This window comes from Latilactobacillus parafuchuensis (genome assembly GCF_055271665.1).
On the sequence record NZ_CM143875.1, the window covers coordinates 764,933 to 782,905 of the forward strand.

The 17,973-nt window shown below is 41.9% G+C and carries 16 protein-coding genes; 5 read left to right on the forward strand and 11 right to left on the reverse strand.

The features are described 5' to 3' along the window. Positions 1-11: 11 nt before the first annotated feature. Positions 12-758: a sulfite exporter TauE/SafE family protein gene (locus ACVPPQ_RS04015; protein WP_463495863.1), complete on the forward strand. Its 747-nt coding sequence runs from the start codon at positions 12-14 to the stop codon at positions 756-758. Positions 759-1,085: 327 nt separating this feature from the next. Here ACVPPQ_RS04015 and ACVPPQ_RS04020 read toward each other — a convergent pair whose 3' ends face one another. Then, the gene (locus ACVPPQ_RS04020; protein WP_254680400.1) at positions 1,086-1,508 is read right to left on the reverse strand and encodes a MarR family winged helix-turn-helix transcriptional regulator; all 423 of its coding nucleotides are present in this window, start codon (positions 1,506-1,508) and stop codon (positions 1,086-1,088) included. A 150-nt stretch (positions 1,509-1,658) separates the two neighbouring features. On the opposite strand from ACVPPQ_RS04020, the gene ACVPPQ_RS04025 reads away from it, so the two are divergent. After that, positions 1,659-3,326, forward strand: coding sequence for an MFS transporter (locus ACVPPQ_RS04025; protein WP_463495865.1), 1,668 nt, complete (start codon positions 1,659-1,661; stop codon positions 3,324-3,326). 570 nt (positions 3,327-3,896) lie between these two features. Here the strand turns inward: ACVPPQ_RS04025 and ACVPPQ_RS04030 are convergent. Beyond that, positions 3,897-6,233 (reverse strand): ABC transporter ATP-binding protein/permease, encoded by a 2,337-nt coding sequence (locus ACVPPQ_RS04030; RefSeq protein WP_463495867.1) that lies wholly within the window; start codon positions 6,231-6,233, stop codon positions 3,897-3,899. 124 nt (positions 6,234-6,357) lie between these two features. Here ACVPPQ_RS04030 and ACVPPQ_RS04035 point away from each other — a divergent pair, with 124 nt between their 5' ends. Further along, positions 6,358-6,876: a MarR family winged helix-turn-helix transcriptional regulator gene (locus ACVPPQ_RS04035; protein WP_463495869.1), complete on the forward strand. Its 519-nt coding sequence runs from the start codon at positions 6,358-6,360 to the stop codon at positions 6,874-6,876. Between the two features lie 47 nt (positions 6,877-6,923). Here ACVPPQ_RS04035 and ACVPPQ_RS04040 read toward each other — a convergent pair whose 3' ends face one another. Then, positions 6,924-7,448 (reverse strand): TetR/AcrR family transcriptional regulator, encoded by a 525-nt coding sequence (locus ACVPPQ_RS04040; RefSeq protein ID WP_463495871.1) that lies wholly within the window; start codon positions 7,446-7,448, stop codon positions 6,924-6,926. Between the two features lie 145 nt (positions 7,449-7,593). Here ACVPPQ_RS04040 and ACVPPQ_RS04045 point away from each other — a divergent pair, with 145 nt between their 5' ends. Continuing rightward, a complete protein-coding gene (locus ACVPPQ_RS04045) occupies positions 7,594-8,982 on the forward strand; it encodes an MDR family MFS transporter (RefSeq protein WP_463495873.1) in 1,389 nt (462 codons plus the stop codon). 235 nt (positions 8,983-9,217) lie between these two features. Here ACVPPQ_RS04045 and ACVPPQ_RS04050 read toward each other — a convergent pair whose 3' ends face one another. The 4 genes from ACVPPQ_RS04050 to argF form a co-directional block, all read right to left on the reverse strand. Next, the gene (locus tag ACVPPQ_RS04050; RefSeq protein WP_463495875.1) at positions 9,218-10,636 is read right to left on the reverse strand and encodes a basic amino acid/polyamine antiporter; all 1,419 of its coding nucleotides are present in this window, start codon (positions 10,634-10,636) and stop codon (positions 9,218-9,220) included. A gap of 91 nt (positions 10,637-10,727) precedes the next feature. Then, positions 10,728-11,954, reverse strand: a complete 1,227-nt coding sequence (gene arcA, locus ACVPPQ_RS04055) for an arginine deiminase (protein ID WP_025082816.1) — start codon at positions 11,952-11,954, stop codon at positions 10,728-10,730. 58 nt (positions 11,955-12,012) lie between these two features. Beyond that, a complete protein-coding gene (arcC, locus tag ACVPPQ_RS04060) occupies positions 12,013-12,942 on the reverse strand; it encodes a carbamate kinase (protein ID WP_463495877.1) in 930 nt (309 codons plus the stop codon). 15 nt (positions 12,943-12,957) lie between these two features. Then, entirely contained in the window at positions 12,958-13,959 is a 1,002-nt protein-coding gene (gene argF / locus ACVPPQ_RS04065) for an ornithine carbamoyltransferase (protein WP_463495879.1), read from the reverse strand. 272 nt (positions 13,960-14,231) lie between these two features. Here argF and ACVPPQ_RS04070 point away from each other — a divergent pair, with 272 nt between their 5' ends. Next, complete coding sequence (locus ACVPPQ_RS04070) at positions 14,232-15,086, forward strand: DNA-binding domain-containing protein (protein ID WP_463495881.1); 855 nt, start codon at positions 14,232-14,234, stop codon at positions 15,084-15,086. Positions 15,087-15,148: 62 nt separating this feature from the next. Here the strand turns inward: ACVPPQ_RS04070 and ACVPPQ_RS04075 are convergent, their stop codons facing one another. The 4 genes from ACVPPQ_RS04075 to ACVPPQ_RS04090 all read right to left on the reverse strand — a co-directional run bounded on the left by ACVPPQ_RS04075 (position 15,149) and on the right by ACVPPQ_RS04090 (position 17,970). Further along, positions 15,149-15,586, reverse strand: coding sequence for a MarR family winged helix-turn-helix transcriptional regulator (locus ACVPPQ_RS04075; RefSeq protein ID WP_463495883.1), 438 nt, complete (start codon positions 15,584-15,586; stop codon positions 15,149-15,151). 161 nt (positions 15,587-15,747) lie between these two features. Next, complete coding sequence (locus ACVPPQ_RS04080; protein WP_463495885.1) at positions 15,748-16,698, reverse strand: WxL domain-containing protein; 951 nt, start codon at positions 16,696-16,698, stop codon at positions 15,748-15,750. A gap of 110 nt (positions 16,699-16,808) precedes the next feature. Continuing rightward, on the reverse strand, positions 16,809-16,973 hold the full coding sequence (locus ACVPPQ_RS04085; protein ID WP_463495887.1) for a hypothetical protein: 165 nt from the start codon (positions 16,971-16,973) through the stop codon (positions 16,809-16,811). Next, positions 16,954-17,970, reverse strand: a complete 1,017-nt coding sequence (locus ACVPPQ_RS04090; RefSeq protein WP_463495888.1) for a WxL protein host-binding domain-containing protein — start codon at positions 17,968-17,970, stop codon at positions 16,954-16,956. Before ACVPPQ_RS04090 ends, ACVPPQ_RS04085 begins: the two co-directional genes overlap by 20 nt. Positions 17,971-17,973: the final 3 nt, after the last annotated feature.

Sequence of the window (17,973 nt, forward strand, 5' to 3'; positions counted from 1 at the left end):
GTTCCTTTAAAATGGCGACCTTCCAAATGAGTTCCATCTTAATTCTGATTGGTATTGCGGCGGGCATCGTCAGCACGGTTGGCGGATTAGCCTCATTGGTTTCGTATCCCGCCTTATTGGCGCTTGGATTACCACCCGTCACCGCCAACGTGACCAATACAGCCGGCTTAATTTTCACCGGCGTTGGGGCCACTATCGCTTCGCGTAAAGAATTGAAACACCAGCGCAAAGAGCTGCTGACACTCCTGCAACTAACCTTGATTGGTTGCGTCGTCGGCGCCTTATTGCTCTTTAAAATTCCCGCGGCGACTTTCCAAAAAGTAGTGCCTTTCTTTATTTTATCGGCCGGCCTATTGATCTTGATTCCGCGCCATCTACAAGTCAAACAACCGGCTCAGTGGCAAGTTGTTCTCGCTTGGTTCGGCGTCTTCTTCGTTGGAATTTATAGTGGCTATTTCGGCGCTGCTTCTGGCGTTTTAATGTTGTCTTTACTCTCCATCATTAGCCAAGCGCGCTTCACTGAATACAACGCCACCAAAAATCTGATTATGGGCCTGGCTAATTGTATCGCAACCTTAATCTACGCCTTACAAACCACGATTCAGTGGTCACTCGTTTGGCCGTTAGGGATTGGCTTTTTATTGGGTGGTTTAATCGGCCCTTCAATTGTCCGCTTACTCCCCGAACGCTGGACTAAAATCGGCATCGGGATTGCCGCAATTGGCCTAGCGATTAGTTTATTTGTCCAGGCTTATTAACCAAAAAGCAGTGCGTGATCACCGAATAATCGGTAATCACGCACTGCTTTTTTAGTTTAAAATGATTAGTTAATGTTCTAAACGCGCTTCTCAAGTAGTCTTTTCCGGTTAACGACATAACGGAAACCATGGGTAAATCACCCATAATTCCCGTTATTAGGTTAATCCTCAAAGCCTGACCAACTTGAGTCAGCGCTCTGCTTTGAAACGCGTTCCTTGAGCAAACCTTTCCGCCTAGCTACAAAACGACCCTGATGGTTAAAATACAAACCATCTGGACCGTTTTTAGGCTATGCTCAAGGTTTAATCGCTCAAGTCACGCTCTGATCAAATTGTACTTTTCGCCGCCATTAACAACAATCTTTTAAAATCCGTTTGTTCTTTAGTCGTCATCGTTTCGGTCATGCGTTGGAAACAGATATCGACTTCCTTTTTGACGGATGGATAAACTGCCCATGCTTTGTCAGTCGGTTGAATGTCGTAAGTTCGTTTGTCTTTCGTATTTTTCGTTCGAATCAAATAACCCGTTTCTTCTAATTTCAAAACTGTTTTGGCGACGACACTTTTGTCTAAGCCGAGTCGTTTGGTGATTCCATCTTGGGTCAATACGCCAAAATCACAAACAATCGAAATCACTAGCGCTTGGGCGGCGGTCAAAGAATATTGCGCACAGCCTTCATTTAACCAAATATGCGATTTGCGATACAAAATTGAAATGGCTTTAAAGCCGCTATCCATAATATCAGGCATGTCAGTTGGCCTCCTCATCTGTTACCGTTATTCTAACTAAATATAGTGGCATTTGCAACTAGTTGTTGACGTCCAAAAATGAGTGTGCTAAATTAATATAGTGGCAATTGCCACCTTTTTTAATTTTAAAGAACGGGAAGTTAAACACTTATGGAACAAACCACTAAAATTTGGAACAAACAGTTTATTTTACTATTCATCACCAACTTATTGATGATGGCCGCCTTTTACGCCTCAATTCCGATTATTCCGATTTACTGCCAAGAACACGGCATTACTGGGATGAAAGTCGGGATTGTTCTAACGGCGATGTCGCTTGCGACCATTATTTTTCGGCCGATTGCCGGTTATCTATTGGATAACTTCAATCGCTACCACGTCTATTTATTATTTCTCGGACTATTCTGTCTCGCTTTCCCAAGTTTCATTCTCTTCCCCACTTTTGGCGCACTCGTTTTAATCCGTTTATACATGGGGATTGTCTATTCCGTCTGTGGTTCGGCCACTATGACGCTGGCCGGCGATGTTTTGCCACGTGCTAACGTAACCGCCGGCATCAGTCGCTTTGCCTTAACGATTTCGATTGGGATGGCTTTTGGCCCCTATATCGGGATTCAAGTTCAAAACTACGTCAACAGTCCAACTGCATTCTTAATTATCTTTGCAATGACCGTCGTGGCCTTCATCTGTGTTTGTGCCAGCCATATTCAATATCCAAAGGTCACTCGCAAAAAGTTTGCTTTTAGAGATACAATTTACAAACCAGCCTTACCTTTCATGTTCAACATGATGTTCCTCATGATTCCATTTGGCGCCGTGATTGCTTATTCATCCTTACTCGCCCAAGACTTGCATTTAACAGCAACCATTCCGTATTTCTACATTTGTTTAGTGCTCGGCATGTTATTATCAAAATTCTCAACCCAAAAAATGATCGATAACGGTCGTCACCGGGTTCTCGTATACCTCAGCTTAGTCCTTTTAATGGTCACGATGGCCAGCTACGCCTTCTTAACAACCAGTCTGCATCTGTTAATCGCCGGTTTCCTATTCGGTTTAGGTTACGGTATTCTCCAACCACTCTTCCAATCCTTTGTGACTGGCACCACCCCTGCGCCCAAACGTGGCGTTGCCAATGCTACTTACATGCTTTCTTATGATATCGGTATTGGGATTGGCTCATTTTTAATGGGCAGTCTGCAAACCTCGATTGGGATTGCTAACGGTTTTGCATTAACGGCCTTAGCCTTTGTCATCGGCGGCGTCATCTACGCGGTTTACGTCGATCGTTATTACCTTAAATTGAAAAATCAATTGACCAGCCAGGCCACACCTGACAATATCATCAAAACGCATATGGAGCACGACGTTTACACCTTACCAGCTACCGCTAACGTCCAAGAAGCGTTACTTTATTTCTCACAAAAACACATTAGTGGCGCCCCAATTGTTAATCAAAATGGGCAACCAGTTGGCTTTATCAGTGATGGCGATATTTTACGTTATCTCCGCACCGCCGATTATCCAGCTGCTGCACTCGATGGCACCGCCTTATTAACGGCCCTTTTAGAAACCGATGTTGATTTTGATCAAAAATTGGCGAATCTAACGTCGTTAAGTGTTCTAGAAGTTAGTACCCGTCAGCTCATTACAGTTGACCCCACCGCTTCTTTCGAAAGTGTTTGTCAGTTGTTAAGTGCTAAACCGATTAAAAAAGTGCCAGTTGTCGAAAATCATAAAATCGTTGGGATTATCACCCGGTCGAATATTACCGATTATCTGACCCAACGCTATTTGAAACAAGCAACGACGATGTAATAAAAATAGCCCATAATTCCCGTTATTAGGTTAATCCTCAAAGCTTAACCAACTCGAATCAGCGCTCTATCTGAAACGCGCTTTTGTTTGCAACAACTTCCGCTTAACCTAAAATCACCAATTATCTTAAGTTCAAGATAACTGGTGATTTTTGTTAATGCTCAGTTGCTACCCGCAACCAAGTTAGCGCTCTAAACGCGTTCCTGAGCCAGCTTCTTCCGTCTAGCTACGAGTAGCAAATCATGACTAAAGAACCAGTCATAATCCGCTACTCTAGGCTATACTCAGAAACTGAACAGCTCAGTCACACTCTTATTTGAAACGCGCTTCTTGAGCAAACCTTTCCGCCTAGCTACAAAACGACCCTGCTGGTTAAAATACAAACCATCAGGGTCGTTTCTAGGCTATGCTCAAGGTTTAATCGCTCAAGTCACGCTCTGCTCTGAAACGCGTTCGTTCTCACAGTTTCCTGTGCTTAGCGACGTCTGTCAAACAAAGTCCAAAACCCGGACTTTATTCGCCAGACTAGGCTAATGCTCAGAAACTCCCGTGAGAACTCACGCTCTGCTCTTATTCCGATCTTAATGCGATTGCTGCGTCTTTTTTCGCTGCCATTCTAGCTGGTACGTGGCCGCCTAGGATCGTTAAGACTGTGCTGACAATCACTAAGACAATGCCGTGGACTGGATTTAACTGCGAGACGTTGGTCAAGCCGGTTAAATTCTCTAGGATGACGTTGATTGGGAACGTGCATAACCACGCAACCACAACGCCGAAAATGCCGGAACCCATCCCTAAGATGGCGGTTTCCGCATCAAAGACACGGGTGATATCTTTCTTACGAGCACCTAAGGCTTTCAAGACCCCAATTTCTTTGGTCCGTTCGAGGACTGACGTGTAAGTGATAATCGCGATCATAATCATCGATGTCACTAATGAAATGCCGGCAAAAGCGACTAAGACGTAAGTAATTGCGTCCATCATGCCCCCGGTTAATTTCGAAACTTGGCCAGCCATATCCGTGTAGATAATCTGGTCGGCTTTCTTTTTACCCGTATTATATTTGTCTAAATAATCCAACACTTGATCTTTCTTCTTGAAATTGGTTGGGTAAATTTGGATACTAGATGGCGTTTGTTTGCCACCTAATACGGTTAACATTTGTGTTTTAGTCGTAGCATCCATTGCCGCACCCGTCATCACGTTAGTTGTGCTGGCAGTTTGGGCTTGGACAATTGCTGAATTCTTATTCGCGTTATAAACTTCTTTGGTTAATTGATCGCTATAAACGACACCACTCGCCAATAAACCGTCACTATTTTTCGATTTAACCCGTAAAATACCGACAACGTTTAACTCTTTGGTACTGCTAGCAGTCGCCATTGACGCGTAATCTTGGTTGGGTAAGTAGTTGCCAGTTGGTAATTTTTGGTAGAAACTATCATTGTTAACCAGTTTGATTGACGTGCCAATCAACTTATTGTAATCAATTTTCTGATTACGTTTAGCGTCAATCCCTAGGTTCTTCAACGCTGATAACGTAATGTTATTTTGGCGATCAACGACTAAAATAACATCCGTTTTCTTCGTTGGGTAACGACCCGCTAACACTTTATAGTTCGATTTCAAGAAACTTTGGCCACCGTTACGATCGATTGGATAAACGGAACCACCCACACCGGTCATGCTCGCCATCATCGCTGAGGCATCAATCGTTGAGGCTCCGGCATCGGAATTGCTAAACTTCACCGTTTGCCACTTGCCGTCGACTTTACGGATTAAATTCATCCCAGTACTGTAAGAAATCGCAATATTTTTAGCGTCTTTCTTCGGCATCTTTTGAACGTAATCAACGTATTTAGTCGTCAACTTGTTGATGTGTTGCGTCTTTTCAGACTGACTTAAATCAGCCTTGACGTATTTGCCTTTCGCAAAGCCCTTGCTCTGGCCGCTCATCACGGATTGGGTGCCGGAAACATCAGAAGCGACTGCCCCAATTGAAACCGGCATCGAAGCCATCGTATCTTGTTGCGTTTGATCAATTTGTTTCTGGAAACCATTCGAAAGTGCTAAGACAATCGCGATACTAATGATCCCAATTGAAGAGGCAAAGACGGTCAAGAATGTCCGGCCTTTCTTAGTCATGATATTCTTAAACGACAATTTCAAAGCCGTTAAATAACTCATCTTTGTGTGTTTCAATTCAAAATTATTGGCCGTATCGTGATCTTCATACGGATTCGAATCGGTTTGAATCTTGCCATCCGCAAATTCAATAATCCGGTCGGCATATTGACGCGCCAAGGTTGGATTATGGGTGACCATGACCACTAATCGTTCTTCAGATAACTCTTTGATCAGTTGCATGATTTCTTCGGATGTTTCAGAATCCAAAGCGCCGGTAGGTTCATCGGCTAATAGAATTTCAGGATCATTGGCAATCGCCCGCGCAATGGCGACCCGTTGCATTTGACCACCGGATAATTGGTTGGGTTGTTTGTGCATGTGTAACTTCAAACCAACCCGAACTAAGGCGTCTTCTGCGCGCTTTTTCTTTTCAGCCGCATCGACACCGGAAAGGGTCATCCCCATTTCCACGTTATCAATAATCGATAGATGGCCAATAATGTTATATGATTGGAAAATAAAACCGACCGAGTTATTCCGGTAAGCATCCCAATCGGAATCCTTAAATGTATCAGTTGATTTACCTTCAATAATCAGGTTCCCAGAATCGTAACGATCCAGGCCACCAATCATATTTAACATCGTCGTTTTACCCGAACCAGAGGGTCCTAAAACGGCCACAAATTCTTGTTTTCTAAACGCGACTGAAACGTCGTCCAATGCCTTGGTTGTTGTTTCGCCAACGGTATAATATTTCTTTAAATGCTGTAATTCAAGCAACCCGTTCACATCCTTCACTTAAGTTATTTCCAATTATAATAAACATTTAACAATTGTCAATCATTGATTTTAATTAATTATACCTTTATACTGATATTATTCGCAACAATAAAGGAGCAACGTTATGGCTGAACCTAGTTTTCCACCCAACATTGATGCACTCCCCGCTAACATTAAAGTGCTCGCCACCTTATTTTCAACATTAACCCAGAATATCTTCCGGTTTATTAATACGGAATCGTCCGATTTATCACCCTTAAACTCTTTAATCGTCTGTACCGTCGCGTGTCATCCCGGGATTGCAATGTCCGACTTAGCCGACCAATTAGGGATTGCCAAATCACAACTCTCGCGCAATGTCCTTGTCTTAGAAAAGCTAGATCTCGTTGAACGCCGGCATAATACTAATAATCGGCGATTGGTCAACGTCTACGCCAACCCGGCCGGTAACGCCATGGCCCAAGCGCAAGTTTTAAAAGTCGCCCAACATCTAAACGGGTTACTGGATAAACTCGAAGCGCCCGAACAACAACGCCTAGATGTGCTATTAAGTGAAACCTTGGCGATTTTAGCCAAAGCGGATATTGTGCCGATTCCGGTCGAACAACTTAAAACGGCGGCCTTACAACGCCAATCTAAATAACCGACACCCCACTCAAAAAATGAGTTGGCGTCGGTTATTTTTGTGGTTTAACGCCGGTACTCATCACAAATCAAGGCCGCCATCTTCTGAGTGGTTTCTTGGCAATCGTTGCGTAACCATTCGCGCGCAACCGCGCCAAAACCCGCCATGAAAAATTGCAAATGGTAGTGCCGTTCGTCATCAACGTAGAACCGACTACTGGGCGCTGGCATAACAGGCGCATCTGGCGGCGTAAAATACTGATGATCCGTCAAATAAATCCCGTAAAAATCGCGGTGCGCTTGGATAAATTCAAACAATTGTGCAAAAATCGATTCAATATTCGCGTACGTTTGTCGATCCAATGGTTTTAGAATCAGCCGGATTTCCTGTTGTAAACCAGTTTGAATCGTTTCGGTTAACGCGTAAATATCGGCGTAGTGGGCGTAAAACGTCGTCCGGTTGACTTGCGCTAATGTACATAATGATTGGATCGTAATTTTATTGAGGGGTTTCGTATGAATTAACGTTAAAAAAGCTTTTTCAATCTTATCTTTAGAGACTTGTTTCCGTTGATTTTGTTTAGTATTCACCGCCGCACCACCTTTCGGATCGTTATCCAAATCATACCATTAATCCGACAAAATGACCGATTTTATCGGTTGTAATCCGCTTAAATAGGCGTATATTACTAAAGGCCATAATAACTGGCATTATTACTTATAAGGATGGTTTAAAATGGTCAACGAAAAACAAAGAACGTCAATTTTTATCAATATTCTGATTAGTTGTATTGCCTCATCAATGCTCGCAACGGCTCTGACGACGGCGCTCCCGTCGATGGTCGTCGACTTCCATATTTCGGTCACGACCGGCCAATGGTTGACCAGCGGCTATTCACTCGCGATGGGCATCACGATGCCATTAACCGCCTTTTTAATCACTAAATTCCCAACGCGTAAACTCTATTTAACCGCCATTAGCCTGTTCATCGCCGGCCTCGCGCTCTGCGTGGTCGCACCAAATTTCGTCGTCTTAATGCTCGGCCGCGTCTTGCAAGCCTGCGGGAACGGGATTCTGACTTCGATGGCCCAAGTCATTCTACTGACAATGTATCCACTCGAAAAACGGGGCACAATCATGGGTTGGTACGGGTTATCAATCGGCGCTGCACCAGTAATTGCCCCCACCATTGCCGGCATCTTAGTCGATACGAGCGGTTGGCGGATGATTTTCATCGCCGCGATTGTCATCATGGCGATTTCACTCATTTTTGCCTTCATGGTCTTTAAAGACGTTTTGCCCACAAGCAAGAAACATTTCGACACCCTATCATTTGTCATCAGCGGGATTGCCTATGCCGGGATTACACTCGGGATTGGCAATATCGGGACTTATAAACTCGTCTCACTTCCCGTTTTATGCCCGTTGATTCTCGGCATTTTAGGGATGTTCATCTTTGCGAAACGCCAATTTAAACGCCCAGAACCCTTCTTAGATCTCCACGTTTTACAAAATAAAGTATTCGTCATTAGTTTAATCGGTAGTATGTTATTGTATTTCGTAATGATGGGTTCTTCGATTATCCTGCCACTGTTCATTCAAACCATTAAGGGTTTCTCGGCAACGACTTCCGGCTTAGTCACACTCCCCGGTTCACTGGCCATGACCATCTTGAGTCCCTTTGCCGGTAAAATTTATGACCGCTTTGGGATGCGGCGCTTATTCATCGCCGGCGCTTTAGTCCTCTTGATCAGTAATGTGGGCATGATTTTCATTACACTCAAAACCTCTCTCATCCTAATCGCCGCACTCAACGTCTTGCGGAGTCTGGCCATTGGTTGCCTGATGATGCCGCTAGTCACTTGGGGGATGAGTGGCATCGACGTCCACATGACAGCGCACGGGACAGCCTTATTAACCTCGTTGCGGACGATTGCCGGCGCGGTCGGTTCCGCGATTTTCGTCAGCATCATGAGCACCGTTGCTAAAAATTCAACCGCCACTTTAGGCGCACAAGCACCAATGCACGGCGTTAACATGACCTTCTTGTTCATGAGTTTAGTCTCAATCATCTTAATGCTCGTTGCTATTTTTGCTAAGCCCAATAATCGCTCAGCTGAATAACTAATAAAAACCAGCAACACAAAAAACGGTCTATCCTTTTGGGATAGGCCGTTTTTTGTATTGAATCTGTGACATATATCTAAATATTCTGATATTAAACGAACATTCTTCTTCGACGCGCGCCAGAACTCATCAATTTCCGTTCAAATCAAAAAATCGACTATCCTTAATTCGGGATAGTCGATTTTTCAACTTGATACTCAATTGATACCTGAGTTCTGTCACAGCTTATTTTCTAGCTAATAACAATTGTACCGTTGATGATTAAATAAATCGAAACGACACTTAATAACAAAATTAGACTCATGGCATATTTCTGAGCTTTCGTTAAAATCCGTTTGTTTTCACGAACACTCATATAATAGATAATAAAACCAGGAATGAAACTAATTGATACAATTAAAACTTGTTGCCAACCGGATAATAGCATACAAGAAAGTTGGAATAGTGCGGCCATCAAACCAATTGCAAATTGACCCCATTCATGCTGTTTCCAACTAAATTTCATTTGGTATAATCCGACAAACAAATATGAGAATAGAATGGCTGCAGAAGCTAATGAATAAGCAAAATCATACGCCTTAGCTGTAAATAATAATGAGAATAGGAAAATTGTTTGTAAGACAGCCGTGATGATTAGTGAAGTCGTCGGTGCTTTCTTACTATTCAATTTACCCCAAGCAGCTGGCATCACTTTATCTTTGGCAATCAGCATCGTGGTTTCAGCTGGTAGCATGGTCCATGATAGCCAAGAAATAATCGTTGAAATGATTAACCCAATATTGATAATAACGGCGCCCCAGTTACCAACGATTAACTTCAAGTTATTACCCAATGCAGGTTGTTGTGCCCCTGCTAACTGCGCACGTGTTAAATTCCCATAAGGGATAATTGAAATCATAACGTAAATTAGTAGTAATAAGACAAAACCAATAATCGTCGCTTGTTGTGCTTCGCTCCGATTCTTAGCACGGTGGCCCATAACTGAAGCCCCTTCAATCCCAATGAAGACCCAAATCAAAGTTGATAACGTCCCTTTCATTTGAGAGAAGATTGAGCCAGTTGTCGTGCCAGCAGAGAAATTATTGCTAACTTGTCCCCAGAAATCCGTTGTGAACATCTGGCCTTTAAAGAAGATAATGACAATAATGATAAATAGAATTAATGGAATCACTTTAAAAATAGTCCCAATTGTATTGATGAACGAAGCACTTTCGACCCCGCGATTGACTAAGTAAGTTAAACCCCAACAAAAGATAATCGCGACAATAATTGAAGGTAGATTTTGACCCCCTTTAAAAATGGGGAAGAAAGTCCCGAGCGCACTCATTAACATCGTTGCAAAGGCAATGTTCCCTAGCCAAGCTGAAAGCCAGTAAGACCAACCCGAAATAAATTCGCCAAGTGGTCCAAACCCAGCCCCTGCATAACTAAAAATACCGGCTTCAAGATCGGGACGCTTTTCTGATAGGTTGTTTAATGACAAGACTAGGAATAAAAAACCAATCCCGACAAAGAGCCATGACAATAGCGCTGGCCCTGCAGCCGCCGCGGATGCAACCGAATTGGTAATCCCAAAAATACCGGTCCCAATACAGGAACTAACAATTAGTGCAGTTAACCCCACTTTACTGATACCCTTTTTATTATCCATTTTAGCTCACTCCTTTTTTAATTAATAAAAAAACAAAAGTAAACGGTTGACTATTTAATCCCCCAGTTTACTTTTGCTGTTGATGTTCTTTTTAATGCAAGTCTTCTCTGACAATTGGACAAGACATACAACGTGGGCCGCCACGACCACGAGATAATTCACTCGAAAGTACTTCGTGAACTAAAATCCCGTGTTGGCGCAATAAATCATTTGACACATAGTTTCGATCATAAGTAACCACTTCACCAGGGGCAATGGCTAAAGTGTTTGATCCATCGTTCCATTGTTCGCGTGGTGCTACAATCGGATCACCATTTCCGGTTGGAATTAAATCAATTTCTGGTTTATTTAAAGCCTTCTTTAAGACTGCTTTAATATCAGTGTGGTGGGTCATCGTGACTTGACCATCTTTACCTGGATGTAAAACCCAATTATCAACTTGGCCGTCGTCATTCAAAATAGCTGGATGAACAGTGAATTGATCATGATTAATCATTGTAAAGACAGTATCCAAATGCATCATCGCGTGATTATGTGGAATCTTAATGGCAATTACCGTGTCGTAATCTGAATCTGCAAATAGCTTACGTGTAATATCTTCGATGGCATTAGCGGTTGTCCGTTGTGAAATGCCGATTGCTAAGACATGATCACTTAAGACTAATTCATCGCCGCCTTCAATATGAGTTGCATGGTTACGATCACGCCATACTTCGACTTGACCCATAAAACGTGGGTGATGTTTCATAATATATTCAGTAATTAATGATTCACGCATTCTGGCAGCAAAGGTCATCTTATTAATTGAAAGACCATTACCAATTGATGCTTGTGGATCTCTTGTGAAATAAGCATTTGGCATTGGATCCATCAAGAAAGGCCAAACTGTATTTTCAGATACAGATTGTAAATCAGTTGTGTCCCGTTGAATATCGCTACCGCGAACCCCTTCGATGATTCTATTAATCATAGTTTGTGGATCCATTGCTTCTAGATATTCTAGTAAAGCATCATGTGTAATCCCAACTGCATAACCTGATTCAGCAATCATCCGTTCCAAAAATTCATGACGAACAGCTGAGTCTGCTAATGCTTCTGCCGCTAATTTGCTAAAATAGAGGACTTCAATATCTTTATCCTTCAATACTTGTGCAAAATAATCGTGTTCCTTTTGAGCAATTGGTAAATAAGGAATATCATCAAAGAGTAATCTTTCCATTGAATCTGGGGTAATATTTTCAATTTCCTGACCTGGTCGATGTAGCATAACGGTCTTTAATTTCCCAATTTCTGATGTAACATGAATCGCTTGTGTCATAATCAATCACACTCCTATTCTAAATAAATGATGTAACATGGGTTAACTTAATTAGGGATTAATCGTGGATGACAGTGCCTAACTTCCCGGCTAATGCATCCTGGAGTCCGCTAAGCGATGTAATAATCGCTTCACGGTCAGGCCCACCGGCAACAAATGAAAGACAGGCTTTCACTTTAGGCAACATACTGCCACTAGAGAATTGGTTCTCATCAATATAAGCATTGGCTTCTTTAACGCTTATTGATTTCAATGCTTTTTGATTGGGTTGGTTATAATTAACATAGACGTAATCAACCGCTGTTAAAATAATCAACTTGTCGGCCTTTAAATTGTCGGCTAACAGCGCGCTGGTGCTGTCTTTGTCAATGACTGCCGGAATACCCTGCAACCCTTGATCAGACATTGTGACGGGCACACCGCCACCACCACCGGCAATCACTAAGACATCTTGGTTAAGCAATGACTTAATGCTGGCTAGTTCCATGATTTTCTGTGGTTGTGGTGAAGGGACCACTTGCCGATAACCACGGCCGGCGTCTTCAACGAAAGTCAGCTTCTTTTCCTTTTCAATCTGTTCAGCCTGTTCTTTCGTATAGAAATCACCGATTGGCTTAGTTGGATTCTGGAAAGCAGTATCGTTTTGATCCACAACTACTTGCGTCATCACGGTCACAACTTGTTTATCTAACCAGTGTTTATGCAGTTCGTTTTGTAAACTTTGTTGTAACTGATAACCGATATAACCTTGACTCATCGCACCGCATTCTGGAAATGGAAACGCAGCGGTTTTACCATTTTCAGCAGCGTAGTTCAGACCAAGATTAATCTGACCAACTTGTGGCCCATTACCATGCGTAATAACCACTTGATTATTAGCGTTAGCAAGTCCGATTAAAGACGCAGCAGTTTGCTTAACCAGTTCTAATTGTTCCGCAGAACTCTTTCCTAATGCGTTACCACCTAGGGCAACAACTATCTTTGACATGTCTGACTAACCTCCTTAGTCGCCTAATGTCGCTACCATGATTGCTTTGATAGTGTGCATCCGGTTTTCGGCTTCTTGGAAGACAACTGATTGTTTGCTTTCGAAAACTTCATCAGTGACTTCAATTTCTGAAAGACCGAATTTTTCTTGAATTTCTTTACCAACTGCTGTTTCAGTATTATGGAAAGCAGGTAGACAATGTTCGAAGATGGCATTTGGATTTTCAGTTGCGGCCATGACTTCTTTGTTAACTTGGTAAGGTGTCAAAAGATCAATGCGTTTTTGCCACATTTCATCTGATTCGCCCATTGAAACCCAGACATCGGCATAGACAACGTCCATCCCTTTAACACCGGCTTTAACATCGTTTGAAACCACGATTTTAGCACCAGTTTCTTTAGCGATTGCATTCGCTTTATCCAAGACTTCTTTAGTTGGTTCCAATTCTTTAGGAGTAACAACGTGATATTCCATCCCCATAACAGCGGCCCCTAACATCAAGGCGTTAGAGACGTTATCTTGGCCATCACCAACAAATGAGAATTTAATATCTTTATATTCTTTTTTAAGCACTTCTTTAGCCGTTAAGAAATCAGCCAAAACTTGTGTTGGGTGATCTTCATCGGTTAAACCGTTCCAAACTGGCACTCCTGAATATTCTGCTAAGGTTTCAGCCGATTTTTGTGAGAAACCACGGTATTCAATCCCATCGAACATCCCGCCTAAAACCCGGGCAGTATCTTTAACGGATTCTTTATAACCAATATGTGAGCCTGAAGGGCCTAGATAAGTCACGTGAGCGCCTTCATCTTTAGCCCCAACTTCAAACGCACAAAATGTCCGTGTTGAACTCTTTTCAAAAATAAGTGCAATATTTTTACCTTCAAGGCGCTTAGATTCAGTACCAGTATATTTAGCCTCTTTTAAATTGGCCGCTAGATCAAGGAGATAGGTCATCTCCCGTGTATTAAAATCTGCTAATGTTAAAAAACTACGGTTACGTAAATTAAATGCCATTATTGTTCCTCCTTAATATTTACTACACTCTTATCATAGTAACCGCTTTCAAAAAACGCGCCTAAAGATCACTCAGCATCAAAAAATTTTTTTAAATATTAATGACCCCCTGAAATTGAATTAACAATAGATGAATGAATATCCAAGATATTTATACATTCATAAATTGATTTGTGATTATCAGCACTTTCTGCTATATTCAATACGAAAGGGCTGTATAAATTGGCAAATTCAAGTAACTTCTTATAACTTCAAATAAAAGGAGTATTCCCATGAATTTCTATATCCTTAGCAACAATTCGCACGATATCGCGACACTTCAGACGATTATTGAGTCCGATTTTAGCAATTCAATTGTCGGCATCGATTCAACTATCGAAAACGCCTACGATGATCTTTTACAACTGCGCGTTGACGTCTTGCTCATTAATTGTGATGAAGACGCACCCACCGATGGTCTCAAACTGATTGAGCGTTTGCATTCAGTCCACATTAAACCCAACATCATTATGATTGGCCCCGCTAGGAATCAAAGCATTAAAGAAGACGCCTACCGCCAAGGGATTGATTTTTATTTAGAAAAACCACTCAATCCAATTGAAGTGCAACACGTCACCCGATTAGTAGCTTCCTATCGCTATTTAATCATCAAAATGGCGGAAATTTCTAAAATCACGTCAAGTTTTGCCACCCCGTTGAAACAACCCCAATCACAACACCGGATTCAAACCGAACGGGTTTATTCCCTATTGCGCTTTCTCGGTATTGCCTCAGAAAAAGGCAATACCGATATCATTCGCATTATTCGCGTGATGATCGAACAAAACGTCTCTTTTTCCAATCTTGATTTTGAACGCGACCTCTCACTTGATCCACAAAATAAAAAGATTACGTTCCAACGGATTCGTCGCGCCATCCGAATCGGAATCGCTAATTTAGCTGCAATGTGCAACGAATATCCCGAGAATGAAATTCTATTCGAATACGCCAATAGCCTTTTTGAATATCAAAATGTTTCGATTGAAATTCAAAAAATTCGCCACAATGATGTTCCGCGTAATCAAATCTCGATTCAACATTTCTTTGATGGCCTATTGCAAGAGAGTCTGAGTGACAGCTCAAAATAGCTTGTTTTTTAAATTCAAACCACACAAAAAAAGCCTGCACACTGGCAGGCTTTTTTCTATGTCTAACGACTCGGAATTTGATTTAGTACATGGTCGGTTTGTTCTTGGAGCACCGCCAAATCAACTGCTTGATTGGCCATGAACTCCTCACCAAACCACTGGAGATAACCCAGATCCATCGCGGCCAAATCAGATTTACCTTCCGCCGTTAAAACCAGATGAACTTTCCGTTGATCAGTTGGATCATTATGTTTTTTGACAATCTTGTTCTTCTTATAGAGGACGTTTAACTTCCGCGAAACAGCTGGCCGCGAAATCCCAAACGCATTGGCTAACAACGTCGGTTCATCGCAGTGATCAACAATTATATATTTCATGATTAAATATTGACCGTAATTGACATCGTATTGACTGGCAATAAAATCCATCTTCTGTTCCAGCTTCGTCACCTTGAGATACCATTCTTGAAAACTACGATAGGCGCCTTCGTTATTATCCATGTTATTTTTCCTCATTCTTTCCACACATCAAAACCGCTATGTAACAAAAGTGGTCGCTAGCAAGTTTCGAGGCGAGCTACCGACCACTTCTTTAAAAATTAATCAAACGAGTTGATCTAAGTCCCTAAACTTAGATTAAACTATTTTCAACAGGCGTCTTTTTATAGACCTGTTGATAATTGCCATGATAAGTTAGTTGTATAAACATCGTTTTGAACTGCTGAGCCAGCTGGCAATGTTAATGTAATATTGTCATGGTTCCAAGCAAAGACGTTAGCACCAGCGCCGTTTTCAGCATCTGCATGTGCAACAGTTTGGTAAGCTCCTGTAGTATCATCTAAGTTCAACGTAACAGATGATTCTGGTGTGATTGAACCTTTAATAGCCGTGCTACCAGTAACGCCTTCACCAAGGTAATCAGCATCTTGTTTTTCGCCTGTTAAACCAAAGACATCTTGAGTATTAGCGTATTCAGTCTTGTCTAATTTCAAGACAGCACCAGCGATTTCACCATTAGAAGCGCCTGTCGTCTTAGTCCCTGTTAATTTACCATTTGATTTAACTTTCAAATCCCATGTACCATTCTTGCCATCAGCACCGGCTGCAAGTGCTGCAGTAGCAGTAGCGTCAGTAGCATCAAGCGCCATGTTTTGTTTGTCGACAACTGTTGCCCAAGCATGTTTGTTAGTAGCAGTTTCTGAAGCATCTGATGGGTTAAATGCTGAAAGGTCGCTAACATCTGATTTGAAAGTATCAGTCTTGTTAGTTGCTTTAGTGTTTTCTGAACCAGTGTAACCAACACTAACGTTGTTTTCAGCGTTATCAGTATCTAAACCATTAGCATCAAAGTTAGTACCAGCAAGTTTATGATTACCAAAATCTAATGTGTAAGGTACATATTGAAGACGTAAGTAACCAGTTTTGCCGTTAGGATTGTTTTCGCCGAATGAGATACCAACTTTAGTATCATGGCCGCCGTCCATTGGTAAAGCAGTACCGCCATTAGCAACTGTGCTACCTTCTGGTGTTGCTGCAAAAGTTGCTGCAGGTGCTACTAATGATAATAATGTTGCCCCAGCTAATACTGAGCTTGTTAATTTTGTGAATTTCATTTGAAATTCCTCCCTAGATTTTTTAACGCATAAATCGCGTTTTTATTATATCATTTGTTGACTATAATGTCAACAAATGTTTATAAACTTTTTTTAGATGGTGCGTAAAATTACATCGTTACATTCGTGTAATTTTGGAAAGCGATATGATTCAGAATCGCCAAATACAGCGTGAATGCGAAGAGAATCAATAATAAACTGGTGATCGCGATGACCCCAATCTTGACTTTCTTTTTCCCGAATCGCGAAACTAAGTTAGTTAATACTTTTGTCAATTTTGCCACGCTTCTTTCTTATGAAATAAATAACCACTAATCCAACTAAAACAATCACGACGATGACGCCGATGATAATCTGATTACGATGCAACAGGTACGCCGCATTGTTACGGTTAATAAACGCGGCTTGTTGCTTCGTAATCTTGACGTAGCGGTACCGTTTAACGTGATACTGCGAACTCTTAAAATCAATCTTGAGCCGATAAACACCTGGTACTAACCGCTTGGAGCCCAAGAATAGATTATTATTGAACGCGACACTCGGTACGACCTTCATCTGACGATGGGTATTTTGATAACTAAAGAAATGCCATTTTTGATTTACCAGTTCTGTTTTTAGCGTTCCTTTAGTTAAATAAGTTGGATCAGGATTTTTTAATCCGACGACGATTGCCGGTTTTTTACCGACAAGCTTGGTCGCAATCTTGACTGGCTTTAGTTTTTGATACTGTTTAATTTTTTGACCATTACCGATAATTGCAACGGTATAAACGAAACGGTTCCGAATGGCCCCTTGATTGTCACTCTGGCTAATTAAATTAACCGCTGCTGCTTGTTGCCCCTTAAACCGCGCGCCACCCTTAATCGTGACGGTTAACCACTTCTCGGCCCCGGCAGCCAATTTAACATTTTTCGCAACGTTAATTCGCTTGCTGAGCGGATTCTTGGTTAACAATTGTTTTGAACCTTGCGTTAGATAGGTCGGTTGCAATTGACTGTCCATCGTGCCATCACTGACTTGCGTTTGAATCGTTAACGCCTTATCAGTTGGATTCAAAACTTTAATCCGAATTTTGCGCGTTTTGTTGGGTTTCAGCTTTAAGTTAAAGTAACCAGAATGTACTCCCCCGATATTATCTTTCGGTAGTTCCGGTAAAATCTGGAACGTGACGTTCGGTGTCTCCTCTTGCATCTTAACTTTCTTGGCGTTGACCGTTTGGCAACTTAGCAACAAGAAGAGACTACTGATCATGATTGTTATTAATTTCCGCATGTT